Origin of the sequence: uncultured Shewanella sp. (assembly GCF_947495455.1) — a bacterium.
In the GTDB taxonomy this organism is placed as follows: Bacteria; Pseudomonadota; Gammaproteobacteria; order Enterobacterales; family Shewanellaceae; genus Shewanella.
Genome location: NZ_CANLZC010000075.1, coordinates 17,326 through 29,534 on the forward strand (window position 1 = coordinate 17,326; position 12,209 = coordinate 29,534).

Sequence of the window (12,209 nt, forward strand, 5' to 3'; positions counted from 1 at the left end):
AGAGGGATGAGTAGCAGTGGGGGCTATTTGTGAAGATGGATGATTTTGATTGATGTACGTGATGTCTTGGTCAGAAGGATGTTGCGTTCTCAAGTGTTATTCAGAATCATCAGTAGGAATTATTACTACTGCCATTGGTCGTTTATTTTTCTTGTTTGTATTAAAAACCCGCAAGCAATAAGAGGCATGATTGTCAGTGGGGATCAAGATGGATTAAATGATCCGCTTGAAAGTGATTTTGGCTAATTTTATTCAGTGATATTAATAATGAGAAAGCGATGAATTCTTGCAAAAAACAGTTGTGCTTATTTTTTATTGCAATGGGCTTTTTAACACGTTTGCCTATTCCTTCTTGGGTTGAGATTGATACTGATAGGCTAAATCAATCCAGTCGATATTTTGGGCTAGTAGGATTCATTATTGGCGTTGTTTGTGCCAGTGTGTTTACCATTGTTGCATTTTGGCTACCCGTATCCATTGCTATTGTGTTGGCGATGATAACCAGTGTCGTCATAACCGGTGGTTTTCATGAAGATGGCTTGGCCGATACCGCCGATGGGTTTGGGGGGGCTTGGAGTGCGGCTGAAAAGTTAAGTATTATGAAAGAATCCCGTTTAGGCAGTTATGGTGCACTTGCATTAGTGTTTGCTTTACTCTTTAAATGGCAACTGCTGACTGAAATTGCCCTCTTTGATCCGAATCATGTCATGGTGGCTTTCATTATCGCTCATTGTTTAAGTCGAGTGTTGGCTGCAAGTCTCATTTTTAGTGAAAAATATGTGCGAAATGAGAAGGACAGCAAGGTGAAACCGCTGGCGCAATTTCAGAGTCTTAATGAGCTTTTGATTTTGTTGTTGACCGCGGTATTGGCACTACTCTTTCTTGACCTTCGGCAAGCCGTGATTTTAGTGTTATCTTTGCTGATGGTGCGAATATTATTAGTGGCTTTTTTTCGAGGGCAAATCGGTGGTTATACAGGTGACACTTTAGGGGCCGCACAACAAGTGAGTGAGTTGACCTGTTACTTTGTATTACTCATATTTGGTGTGTCATTTTGATTCATTTTAAGGCTTGCAGCGGCTAGTGGCATTCAATCTATTCAAATCATAGAGATGTATTGTGAAAAAAAGTGCAAAAAACCATTCTGCCAAAATGATAATGGTACAGGGCACAACGTCTGATGCTGGCAAAAGCACATTAGTTGCTGGATTGTGTCGTGTTTTGTCTCGAAAAGGGGTTAAAGTCGCGCCTTTTAAATCTCAAAACATGGCTCTTAACAGTGCGGTGACTTGTGATGGTGGCGAAATTGGGCGAGCACAAGCATTACAAGCTTATGCTTGTGGGCTTGAGCCCCATACGGATTTTAATCCTATCTTATTAAAACCCAGTTCCGATATGTGTTCGCAAGTTATTGTACAGGGCAAAGCCTTATTAGCATTAGACGCGAAAGCGTTTTTTGGCCCAGATAGCCAAGGTTATAAAACATTAGCGATGGATGCGGTTTTGGACTCATTTTCTCGCTTAAGGGCGAAATATGAATGGGTGGTTATTGAAGGGGCGGGAAGTCCTGCGGAAATCAATTTACGCGAGGGAGATATCGCCAATATGGGCTTTGCTGAGGCTGTGGATTGCCCTGTGATCATTATTGCTGATATCGACAAAGGGGGGGTATTTGCTCACTTAGTGGGAACATTAGCGTTACTGAGCGAAAGTGAACAAGCCAGAGTTAAAGGTTTTGTGATAAATCGCTTTCGAGGGGATATCAGCTTACTGCAATCGGGGATTGACTGGTTAGAGTCTTATACGAATAAGCCCGTATTAGGTGTGTTACCTTATTTGCAAGATTTACATCTTGAAGCTGAAGATGCCTTAGTCAGAGCGCCTAAGAAAGTTGCTGCGCGCTTTAATGTGGTAGTATTAGTGTATCCAAGGATCAGCAATCATACTGATTTTGATCCCTTACGTTTACACGCCAATATTGCCTTTTCATATGTGTCTATTCAAGCACCTTTTGATCCTACTTCTCTTCCACAAGCGGATTTAATTATTTTGCCTGGTAGTAAGAGCGTGCGTGATGATCTAGCCAGTTTGCAAATGCAAGGTTGGGATCGGTATATTAAGCAACATTTACGTTATGGGGGGAAATTACTGGGGATCTGTGGTGGCTATCAAATGTTAGGCAAGTCTATTTTTGATCCCTATGGAGTAGAAGGCGATAAAGGTGAGAGCTTAGGTTTGAATTTATTGCCTATTACGACTCAATTAACGAGAACAAAAAAATTAACTCAAGTGACTGGCCATATTAGATTAATGGAGAGACAAGCTGTCATTAAGGGTTATGAAATCCATTGTGGTCGAACACAGTTATTAGCCAAAGGCACACAGCCTGTTTCTTTTTATGAGCAGGAGTATGATGATATTCATGATGATGTTAAGAGTAAACTTATAAAAGATGGACTAGTATCCAATGACAACCAAGTGTTAGGCACTTATGTGCATGGAATATTTGATAGCCCCGAAGCGGCAGAACTGGTGTTATCTTGGGCGGGAATGTGTGATGTGACTCCCCTTGATGTGAACGCCGTTAAAGCACAACAACTTGAACGATTAGCTGATGTATTAGAACAGCATCTCGATTTAGCTGCGATTGATAAGTTTTAGTGTATTGATTTAATCCCTTTTTACAAAAGCATTATTTAGCAATAGCAAGCAATAAGTGGCAATCCACTCAAATAGGAACTCTGGCATGAGCAATACACAAGATGATAAACCGCGGAATGAGATAAGAGCGCAGCGACATAAAGCCAGACAGCAAAAAGTGAAGGCAAGTGTTGATGCTAAGATTGCTAAGGCACAAAAAGAACAAGGTATTTTACTGGTATTAACCGGTAATGGAAAAGGTAAGTCGACATCGGGGTTTGGCACTGTGGCACGGGCGGTGGGTCATGGTAAAAAAGCGGCCGTGGTGCAGTTTATTAAAGGGAATTGGGAGTGCGGTGAGCGAACATTACTTGAAGGGGCGGGGGTAGAATTTTATGTCATGGGAACAGGTTTTACTTGGGAAACGCAAGATAAAGAGAAAGACACACAAGCCGCGTTGAAAGCTTGGAAAGCGGCTGAAGTGTTGTTAACTGATCCCAGTATTGATCTTGTGATGCTTGATGAGCTGACCTATATGGTGAGTTATCATTATCTAAATGTTGAACGTGTGATTAATGCTCTGAAAAACCGTCCTCCTATGCAGCATGTTATTGTGACAGGAAGAGCTTGTCATCGACAAATTATTGAATTGGCGGATACTGTGAGTGAGGTTCAGCCTATAAAACATGCCTTTGAGGCTGGTGTTAAGGCACAGCTTGGGTTCGATTATTAAATTTATGAACAAGACTATTGTGCATTCAATACCATGGCTAGGTTATGGTCTAATAGTCGGTTTGTTAGCCTTGTTTTCCAGTTACAGTGCTGTGGCAGCATCGGCAAAACAGCCTGCTAAACGTGTTGTGGCTTTATCGCCTCACGCTGTAGAAATTTTGTTCGCAATTGGTGCGGGGGGCACCATAGTGGGGACTGTAGACAGTAGTGATTACCCTGAAGCGGCCAAAAATATTCCCAGAGTCGGTGGTTATTATGGATTGCAATTAGAGAAAATTATTGAGTTGGCCCCAGATCTGATTGTGACCTGGCAAGGGGGGAGTAATCAAGAAGCGCTGACGCGCTTGTCAGATCTTGGTTTTGATTTAGTGAATAGCGATCCTCAAACTCTTATGGGCGTCGCCGATGATATCGAGCGTTTAGGGGAGCTGACAGGACACACAAAAAAAGCCCACCAAGTGGCGATGGATTACAGGCACAGGCTAGCGTTATTAAAAGCAGAAAATGCTGATAAAAAAGACATCAGTGTTTTTTATCAGTTATGGTCAACACCATTAATGACTGTGGCTAAAGGCAGTTGGATACAACAAATTATTGCTGTGTGTCATGGTAAGAATATTTTTTATGATGCAAAAAACGAATACCCTCAAGTGAGTATCGAGTCTGTGTTACTTAAAGCACCTCAGGTTATTCTACAAAGCCAAGATGAGGGCAATATTATGGGTGTTGATTGGTCTCGATGGCCAGAAATTCCTGCTGTAAAAAATAAACATATTTATCAGTTAAATGCCGACTTATTGCACCGACCTTCACCTAGGACAATTCAAGGTGTTAGCCTGCTTTGCGGTGCCTTAGATAAAGCAAGAATAAAAGGGTGAGGCATTTGAAGGAGAGAAGGTGAAAGCGTGCCAGTGTTGTGCTTTTAGGCATTGCCAGTTTAGGTCTTACTCAGGGGCGCTTTAGACTGCATAAAGTTTAATTAATTTTAACTAAGCTCAATTAATTTTAACCAAGTTTAATTTAATTTAATCTATCAACATGAACTTTAATTTAAATTGTAATGTGTCAACTTGACTAATTGCTACATTATTATCGTGATTTAGCATACAAGACCATACTTTTAATAAGGTTTTGTATGCTAAGTGATCTATATTATTAAAGTTTAATTAATTTTTGTATCTCTTTTTCGTTAATTTCCCCTTTTTCTTGTATGTCCACTTTTTGGCAGTAATGGATAGGTATTGTTGTTAATCTAGTTGAGCAAAAAGTAATGCGAAATGTATTACTTTCATATAAAAATAATAAGGGTGATAAAAAATGTCGCATGAAAAGCTCCAGTGGCAGCTTACTGATTATGCTGCTTCAGTGGGCATGGATAATATTCAATTAGATAAAAATGGATATTGCTGTTTAAATTTTAAAGAGGATCTTTTATTAAATATTCAGTGGCATAAAAATTCAGAGCGAGTTGTTTTTTATATACACTGTGGTGTGTTAACTGAAGATGGGAATATTGAGATTTATCGAGATTTATTAGGCGCGAATTTATTCTGGCAAGACTCGGGAGGGGCAACATTAGCTGTGGATAAAGAGAGTAATGAAGTCTGGTTAATGGATAAGAAGTTATTAGCATCATTTGATAATGTGAATGATTTTTCTCGTTATATAACCAGTATCGTTAATATTGCTGAGCAGTGGCAAAGGAGGTTAACTTCACAAAGTAAGGTGAGTTCCATTGGTTACAGGAATAATTTACTGTCAAAAACTGCGCCGCATTGGGCTTTTGCATAAACATTGATTCCACTTTTAATTTTAAGATATTACTATTATGCCCTCTTTTATCAAGTCATCTGAAGCATCATCACTGAATTTTGACAATACTTTAAACATTAATAACCCGTCAAAGCAGATTGAAGCAATAAACAAACTATCTATTCATCAAGTTAATCCGTTATCAAGTTTGTCTATTCCTGAAAATATGGAAACCCATTTTAATCTTGAGTCTTCAGCGCCTAATAAGTTAGAAGGGGCAAATGGGTTTATTGATTCTGGTGTATTACAACAAATCGACAGTGACAAATTGAATAATACTTTTGATGCTAAAGTGGTCGAAGTTTTACTGAATACGCCGTTTATGAAACATAAATTGAATCAATGTGAGGCATTATCTCATAATGAATTGACGCAACTATACCAATTAGGTGATCAATTACAAGTAAAGCTTGCTTTAGGCACTGGGCTGACTTCATTGCAAATGACAGCAGATGCGAGTATTGGGTATCACATTGATTTATCGAATGTATCTGCAGTACATAATATTCTCAATAAAAAGCTCAATGCAATGAATGATAAGCTATTTTTTGCAACTCCAGAAGAGCGTCAAGTGCTTAAGGGGATCACAAATCAGCTGACATTATGCCAAAATAAAGTCGCAAGATTAGAGGAGAAATTGCGAGAGGTAAAAGCTGATATGAGTTGGCCCGCTTCACGTGATTTAGCATTAAATCATCAATTAAAAAACTTAGAATTTCAGCGTGATAAGGCGATTAAGCAAGGTTATACCCATAGACATCTAGAGCAAGAAATCGATGGAATTAAGCAAGAAAGGCAGGCACTGTCGACTTTTGTCGATTTTAGTGCCCAACAAGCTGATTTTTTGATGTTGAAAAATGAGCTTGCTGACATAAAGATGTTTAAGGACAATCATGACTCAGTGCCTGATCTGCAAGTGAAGCGCTTGTTATTTAAGCATCAGGCTAGCATAGATAATATTAGTGAAATCTTACAATCAAAAATAGATGGCTTATCGCTCACATTGACATCAGCTTATAATGAGTATGAAAGAGTTAAGTCGAATATAGATGTCAGTGCTTCTATGGCAATGTTTAAACAAGGTTTTAATAAACAAGAATATGACAAGCTGGTGAAGTCGCTATTACAAGAAAATCAAGCAATCCAGCAATTAAATGCACGTCGCGCAACTATCGATAATCAATTAATTACTCAACTTGAGCGTGTTGCGCCTGCGCTTAATGTTATGCAACAAGCGCTTAATGGTGTGAATGGAGAAAGTGATCCAGTGTTAGGCTTAGCCAAGGTCTATGAGGCGCTGGAAGCTGTTATTCAGGTTATGCCTAAAGGATATGAACGGGATACCTTAGTCATGTTACATGCAAATATTAAAGGTGCATGTTTAACTAAAATACAGCAAAAGATGGAAGCCAAGTTAGCTCAAGAATTAGCCATGCTTGAGAAAGGTGGAGCATCATTTACGTTTGATATGACCTTTGCTCTTGGTGCTGAAGCGGCAATATTGGGTCTTGAACTGGGTAGTGCAGGCATTGAAGCTAACTTTCAATGTAATGTAACAGGCAATGATGATACAAAAATTCGTCAAGGAGGCGCGTTTTCTGCCAAGCTGACATTAACTGGAGGCAATAAGGTCCTTAAAAGTGATGTGAGTGCGAGCGGTGGCATCTCTTATGGTCAAGGCAAAACCTTTAACAGCCTTAAGGATTTCATTTCTTATCATGCTAATGATTTATTATCGGTTGCTTTAACATCAGAAAAAATAGTGGATGTGAAGCAGGCGCAAGAAGTGGGGGATTTTTTTTCTCGGGCTAGACAGTCTTCTTTTGCGTTGAGAGAGCGCCTTATTTCTGATGATACTTTATTAATGGGAGATCATTTCGATGTTGGCTCTTCAGCTGCTATTGACTATCTCAAGACGAATGTAAAAGGTGCCGGTTTGGAGGCGGGCATGGAGCTAAATTTATTTAGCGGCAGTGTCGGTATGTCGAGTACTAAAACCGATTTCCATCATTCAGTGGCGTTATTAAAGGCCTACCAAGCACACCCTGAACGCATTGATTCCAACAGTAAGCAGTTTTTTTCAATCAATTTCCAGGGGGAGGAGTTACTGAAAAAAGCAGGTTATGAGAAGCTCAATGCTGTCGAAAAACAGTTGCAAGAGATTCAAACTAAACTGGCTAAAGCCAGTCAACCTGAGGAGATGAAACTGAGGTCGCAAACCCATCTGTTACGGGATCAAGTTAAAGAGGCCATGATAAGCCTGTTTAATGAGTATGAGCACTATACCTATGTTGTTAATCGACTGGACTTTGCTAAAACTGTCGATGATCCCAATAAAAAAGGCATGACATCCATTAAGCATGGCTTAGAAAAGCAAAGGGGAAGTACTGGGCGAGGTGAATATCTTAAAGCCGTCATTACCACACATGCAAAATTGAAGCAGCTTTATTTACAGACTTTCATGGGAAAAGAGTCTGTGATTTTACATGATGCTAATTATCATCGCTTGCTTGAACGCATTGACAGTAATTATGATCAACCTCAGATGTCTTTAGAGACGAAAAAACATATCAATAAACACTTAGTCACTGTGTTTAAGGCAAGTTCTAATACTGCTCAGAAAGATGCCAGTATCAGCCTGTCTGTACCTGGGCCTAAATTGTTGCCCATCAGCGTTACTGGAGCGGTGAAAAGCTGTGAGATATCAGGAGATGCCAATCCTGATAATGATGGCAAGTATATGAATATCAGTTTTAACTTAGATCAAAATGTGGCCCTCTTTGACATTATCAATGGGCTACAGGAGAAGTATGTAAAGCAAGATGATATAACAGATAGCTTATCAAAGTTGCTTACAGTTGACTGGGCAGCAATGGATGTGACGCTAACAGGCAGTATGAAAGTGGAAGCGAACTTTATTGAAGAAAGCGATAAATATCATTTGCAGTATTTGCGTGTTAGTGGCGCTGAAGTGAATGAGTTTAGTTTGCCGAATTTATCCATTCCTGTCATGCCACTGAATAATTTTTCTCTGCAGATGTCTGCAAGTCAGGGAGTCAGTAAAAATGTATTTGAATACATTGGCAATAACACTTTGACCTATGTACAAACCAAATTTAATGGCTGGAAGTGTGCTGATCAGGCTGATAAGTGGCAGCAGTTTACTTTGAATAACAGACAGCAATTAGCTGAGCTTATCTTAAATATGTCAAATGATACCCTTAATGCAGGAAGCAGTTTGAATACCATGTTAGCCGATTTGAAAGCCGTGAGTGATCCTAATGAGCATGCTGCATTTGTGGCGAAAATTCATGGAGCATTGATGGCAGTTAAACAGGCGCCAGAGGATACCAATAAGCTTGATCATGGAATAAACATGTTAACAGAATTGTTGAGTAGAAGTTTTCCATTGTATGAGCAAGAGGTAACAGCTCGTTTTCACCCACAATAATATTAGCGGCTTTAAGGTTTGCGAGAAAGCAATAAAAGCGATTTAGGTGTTTTTATTGCTTTCGAGGTTCAACTTATACCCGCTTAGCGAGTGCCGTATACCACTATAGTTTTACCATGTGCTTGAATGAGATTTTGCTCTTCTAGCATTTTTAAAATACGGCCAACGGTTTCTCTAGAGCAGCCGACAATTTGACCTATCTCTTGACGAGTGATCTTTATTTGCATGCCATCAGGATGGGTCATGGCATCGGGTTGTTTGGCTAAATGCAGTAAGGTTTGTGCAATGCGTCCAGCTACATCCAAGAAAGCTAAATCCCCCACTTTTTGGCTGGTACTGTGTAAACGGTAAGCCATTTGTGCTGAAAGCTTCATGAGAATTTCAGGATTAACTTGAATGAGCTGTTTAAATTTTTTATAGGATATTTCTGCTATTTCACAGGCTTGTTTGGCTCTAACCCATGCTGTGCGCTCTGCTTGTTCTTCAAACAGCCCGAGTTCGCCAATAAAATCTCCTTGATTTAAATAAGAGAGGATCATTTCTTTGCCTTCTTCGTCTTTGATTAAGACGGCAACAGAGCCTTTGACAATATAGTAAAGGGTATCTGAACTTTCTCCTGCATGGATTAATGTGCTCTTGGATGGATACTTATGAAGGTGACAATGTGATAAAAACCATTCTAAAGTTGGATCGGGTTTCGGCTTTCCAATCAGAGCCATGCCTATATTCCTCGGCTGATTTAACATTAAATGATAAAAATATGCTATTCCATCATACGGCAATTACTTGAGTCAAACCTTGATTAAGATCAAAATTTTATCTGCTTTTTATTTTACTCAAAACAGACTCATCACAAGATAATCTTGGCTTATTCTAGCAAATTTTAGTGTGTAATGGAGAGGGAGACTATTTTTATTTTATTTATCGGTATATAGGCCAAAAGTATGAGTTTTTATTGGTAAACTAGCCATTTGTTTAGGGTTATTTTCATACTTGAGATGGATGTTCCATGGTGTTCTTCACGTTACTCTTTTTTCACATCCGACGCGGCCTTCATGATAAGAAGGCCAAAGACAGAAAGACAGTACATCATATAGTCAGAGGTAATGAAAATGGAAAAAGAGAATATGGGGAGAATGATTATTCGTGAAGTCATTTTTGTTGCCATTTGTTTCGGCATGGTAGGGGCTGCATTTTCGACGTCACAAAAGAATCTCATCGGTAATGATGGTGAGTTGAAAGAGCATATTCATTCTTCCATTTCAGTAGAAAAGCCTGTTGATGATAATGTTATACAAGAAGCAAGCAGTAAACAGTAAACAGTAAACAGTAAACAGTAAACAGCAAACAGTAAGAGAATAATGAACGCCCTCGTGTTGAGCCACAGCATTGGAGTTATAGTGGCGTTCTGGAGTATGTAAACATTGGGACTCACTTAGGGGTGGTTTGTCAATTCTAGTCGCGCTAATACCTGTGCTTTCCTGTAATCGATGTAGGATAAGCATTAAATAACCTGAATTCGGGATAAGCAGCGCCGCTTAATAGCACTATTTTTGCCCCTATTTGTGTTGTGCTTTCTACTAATAGCTTGCTATTAGACACGAAATCACGCCTTGATATCGACAAAAATTGAAGTATTAAGCCAAGTTCGAAAATAAAGAATGACCCAATTTCATTCAATTTTTTGATATTAAATGGGTTACCTCACATTTTTGACACCCATTATCCCGAGTTCAGGTTAAATAAAATACCGAATGACTGCATTTAGCGACTTTTAATGAAAAAATATCAATTATACTGATAAATGAACTCGTTAAATGAGTATTAAATTCTATGCAAGTGACTCTTTTTTCAATTATTACTCTCACTGTATTATTGGTCTTATGTAAACAGATAAAATGGGCTTATTTTCTCTTTGTTGCAAGTGCCATTCTTATCTTTATATGGTTTTTACACCATATGCACACTATCAACCCTAACCTATAAGGCTATACAATTCATGTCTACTTTATATCAGACTTACCTTAATAAAGGCATTAATTTTATAACTTGGTTGGAATGTGTCGGGATTATCTGTGTTTTAATTACCGCTTCAGTATTACAATTTTACTTAGTTGAATCACCTTGCCCTTTATGCTTATTACAACGTTCTGCTATGATGCTCATAGTGCTTCCTTTATTGATGAATTTAAGCTATGAGCGACGCATAATTCATTATTCACTATCAAGCTTAGGTGCATTATTACTCGGCTGTATTTCCCTGCGACAAATTTTATTGCATATCGATGGCCCGTTAGGCTCTGGTTATGGTTACCCTTTTCTGGGATACCATTTATATACTTGGAACTTTATTATGGCTGTGATTGTGATTGCCATCAATTTGATTGTCTGTGCGGCATTAAAGCAGTACAGCATTCCCGCTCTTTATGAGCAAAGTATTTTTGGAAAGCGTGTTGTGTTGATAACGGCTATCTTATTTATTGCTATAGCGGGGTTCAATGTCATCACTGCGTATAACGAGTGTGGCTTTCTGCAGTGTTAACAAAAATGCCAGTGAGACAGCTTACAAGCAATAACCACTCTTTACCACTTGTAGGGTTTTACCCAAGAGAAAAGTTATACTCTATCATTTATATGTTTTAGAATATTTAATCTTTGTTTCATGTAATCAATTTGATCTGATCCGTCAAATTTAGACTGATTACTATACTCCAAGCTAAGGCTTGATAATCTATTTTGAATATAGTTGAAATTATCGAGAATATCTTTTTCCTTTTCAAAGAATGCTTGTTCATTCTGCTTAAGAAATTCTAAGCACTTAAGTCCATCATCAGCTCCAATAGGATCACCAAGTGCTTGGTCTCTAAGGTTTTCAAGCTTTTGTCCTAGCTTGGGGTTGATCTCCAAAATTTGCTCTAAATGATTTTCAATACAATATTGAAATAAATGACTATTTCCTTCTTTTAGGTAGTTATTTGTGAATACTTGATTAAAACAATCATTTAATTTCTCTTGAAGAGTGGTTTGAAGTTGATTAGCGCGAGTTGTTAATGCATGCTCATCTGACGTCGTCATTCTCGAGAAAAAATCAACCACGGCATTTAATAATTTTGAAAGTCCATTCATACCATCTAAATTACGCTCTACCTTTACAAGATCATCAACAACGCTAATATCATAGTCTTTAGAGTCTAGAGAAATACCCCCTTCATTAATTATGTCTTGTGGAGTTAAAGTGCTTATCTTTGATATTGTCTCTATTGGTATCCGCATCAGTTATTTTTAGGCAGTTTATGATTTTTATTATGATGGAAAAAAAATTGATTGAGGTCTATCAAAAAAGTGAATAATTGTTTTATTTACAATAGATACTTAGCAGTGGTATCTTGTTGTTACTGAATAAGTTGTTAGGGATCAAAGGATTGATATGAATTCGTTGAAGATAAGAGTGATAAGTAAGAAAGATTGGGCAATATATAAAGAAATTAGATTATTATTGACCTGGTCAACTGAATTCGGTCACCCTAGTTAAGTTCGTTAAGCAACTTCTTTTAATAGCTTATCCATACGTTCA

At 38.3% G+C, this 12,209-nt stretch carries 12 protein-coding genes; 9 read left to right on the top strand and 3 right to left on the bottom strand.

Annotated features, from left to right (window positions below):
• Positions 1 to 45: 45 nt before the first annotated feature.
• From Q0791_RS17470 to Q0791_RS17500, 7 genes are all read left to right on the top strand, one after another.
• Positions 46 to 246 (top strand): hypothetical protein, encoded by a 201-nt coding sequence (locus Q0791_RS17470; protein WP_299009072.1) that lies wholly within the window; start codon positions 46 to 48, stop codon positions 244 to 246.
• 32 nt (positions 247 to 278) lie between these two features.
• Complete coding sequence (locus Q0791_RS17475; protein ID WP_299009074.1) at positions 279 to 1,058, top strand: adenosylcobinamide-GDP ribazoletransferase; 780 nt, start codon at positions 279 to 281, stop codon at positions 1,056 to 1,058.
• Between the two features lie 94 nt (positions 1,059 to 1,152).
• Positions 1,153 to 2,661 carry a cobyric acid synthase gene (locus Q0791_RS17480; protein WP_299009095.1) on the top strand — a complete coding sequence of 503 codons (1,509 nt, stop codon included), beginning with the start codon at positions 1,153 to 1,155 and terminating at the stop codon, positions 2,659 to 2,661.
• Between the two features lie 85 nt (positions 2,662 to 2,746).
• Complete coding sequence (cobO, locus tag Q0791_RS17485) at positions 2,747 to 3,373, top strand: cob(I)yrinic acid a,c-diamide adenosyltransferase (protein WP_299009076.1); 627 nt, start codon at positions 2,747 to 2,749, stop codon at positions 3,371 to 3,373.
• A gap of 4 nt (positions 3,374 to 3,377) precedes the next feature.
• Entirely contained in the window at positions 3,378 to 4,250 is an 873-nt protein-coding gene (locus Q0791_RS17490; RefSeq protein WP_299009078.1) for a cobalamin-binding protein, read from the top strand.
• 439 nt (positions 4,251 to 4,689) lie between these two features.
• Positions 4,690 to 5,163 carry a type III secretion system chaperone gene (locus Q0791_RS17495; protein WP_299009080.1) on the top strand — a complete coding sequence of 158 codons (474 nt, stop codon included), beginning with the start codon at positions 4,690 to 4,692 and terminating at the stop codon, positions 5,161 to 5,163.
• Positions 5,164 to 5,200: 37 nt separating this feature from the next.
• Positions 5,201 to 8,635 (top strand): hypothetical protein, encoded by a 3,435-nt coding sequence (locus Q0791_RS17500; protein WP_299009083.1) that lies wholly within the window; start codon positions 5,201 to 5,203, stop codon positions 8,633 to 8,635.
• Positions 8,636 to 8,718: 83 nt separating this feature from the next.
• Here the strand turns inward: Q0791_RS17500 and crp are convergent, their stop codons facing one another.
• On the bottom strand, positions 8,719 to 9,354 hold the full coding sequence (crp, locus tag Q0791_RS17505; protein ID WP_298773042.1) for a cAMP-activated global transcriptional regulator CRP: 636 nt from the start codon (positions 9,352 to 9,354) through the stop codon (positions 8,719 to 8,721).
• Between the two features lie 393 nt (positions 9,355 to 9,747).
• On the opposite strand from crp, the gene Q0791_RS17510 reads away from it, so the two are divergent.
• Positions 9,748 to 9,954 (top strand): hypothetical protein, encoded by a 207-nt coding sequence (locus Q0791_RS17510; RefSeq protein WP_299009085.1) that lies wholly within the window; start codon positions 9,748 to 9,750, stop codon positions 9,952 to 9,954.
• Positions 9,955 to 10,099: 145 nt separating this feature from the next.
• On the opposite strand, the gene Q0791_RS17515 is transcribed toward Q0791_RS17510, so the two are convergent.
• Entirely contained in the window at positions 10,100 to 10,237 is a 138-nt protein-coding gene (locus tag Q0791_RS17515) for a hypothetical protein (protein WP_299009087.1), read from the bottom strand.
• Between the two features lie 397 nt (positions 10,238 to 10,634).
• Between Q0791_RS17515 and Q0791_RS17520 the strand changes: the two genes are divergently transcribed.
• The gene (locus tag Q0791_RS17520) at positions 10,635 to 11,177 is read left to right on the top strand and encodes a disulfide bond formation protein B (RefSeq protein ID WP_299009089.1); all 543 of its coding nucleotides are present in this window, start codon (positions 10,635 to 10,637) and stop codon (positions 11,175 to 11,177) included.
• Positions 11,178 to 11,251: 74 nt separating this feature from the next.
• Here Q0791_RS17520 and Q0791_RS17525 read toward each other — a convergent pair whose 3' ends face one another.
• Positions 11,252 to 11,908 carry a hypothetical protein gene (locus Q0791_RS17525; protein ID WP_299009091.1) on the bottom strand — a complete coding sequence of 219 codons (657 nt, stop codon included), beginning with the start codon at positions 11,906 to 11,908 and terminating at the stop codon, positions 11,252 to 11,254.
• Positions 11,909 to 12,209: the final 301 nt, after the last annotated feature.

What these genes read in the sequence shown, in the direction of transcription:
- Q0791_RS17475 (WP_299009074.1), top strand. Translation starts at nt 279, where the DNA reads ATGAATTCTTGCAAAAAACAGTTGTGCTTATTTTTTATTGCAATGGGC.
- Q0791_RS17480 (WP_299009095.1), top strand. Translation starts at nt 1,153, where the DNA reads ATGATAATGGTACAGGGCACAACGTCTGATGCTGGCAAAAGCACATTA.
- cobO (WP_299009076.1), top strand. Translation starts at nt 2,747, where the DNA reads ATGAGCAATACACAAGATGATAAACCGCGGAATGAGATAAGAGCGCAG.
- Q0791_RS17490 (WP_299009078.1), top strand. Translation starts at nt 3,378, where the DNA reads ATGAACAAGACTATTGTGCATTCAATACCATGGCTAGGTTATGGTCTA.
- Q0791_RS17495 (WP_299009080.1), top strand. Translation starts at nt 4,690, where the DNA reads ATGTCGCATGAAAAGCTCCAGTGGCAGCTTACTGATTATGCTGCTTCA.
- Q0791_RS17500 (WP_299009083.1), top strand. Translation starts at nt 5,201, where the DNA reads ATGCCCTCTTTTATCAAGTCATCTGAAGCATCATCACTGAATTTTGAC.
- crp (WP_298773042.1), bottom strand. Translation starts at nt 9,354, where the DNA reads ATGGCTCTGATTGGAAAGCCGAAACCCGATCCAACTTTAGAATGGTTT.
- Q0791_RS17510 (WP_299009085.1), top strand. Translation starts at nt 9,748, where the DNA reads ATGGAAAAAGAGAATATGGGGAGAATGATTATTCGTGAAGTCATTTTT.
- Q0791_RS17520 (WP_299009089.1), top strand. Translation starts at nt 10,635, where the DNA reads ATGTCTACTTTATATCAGACTTACCTTAATAAAGGCATTAATTTTATA.
- Q0791_RS17525 (WP_299009091.1), bottom strand. Translation starts at nt 11,908, where the DNA reads ATGCGGATACCAATAGAGACAATATCAAAGATAAGCACTTTAACTCCA.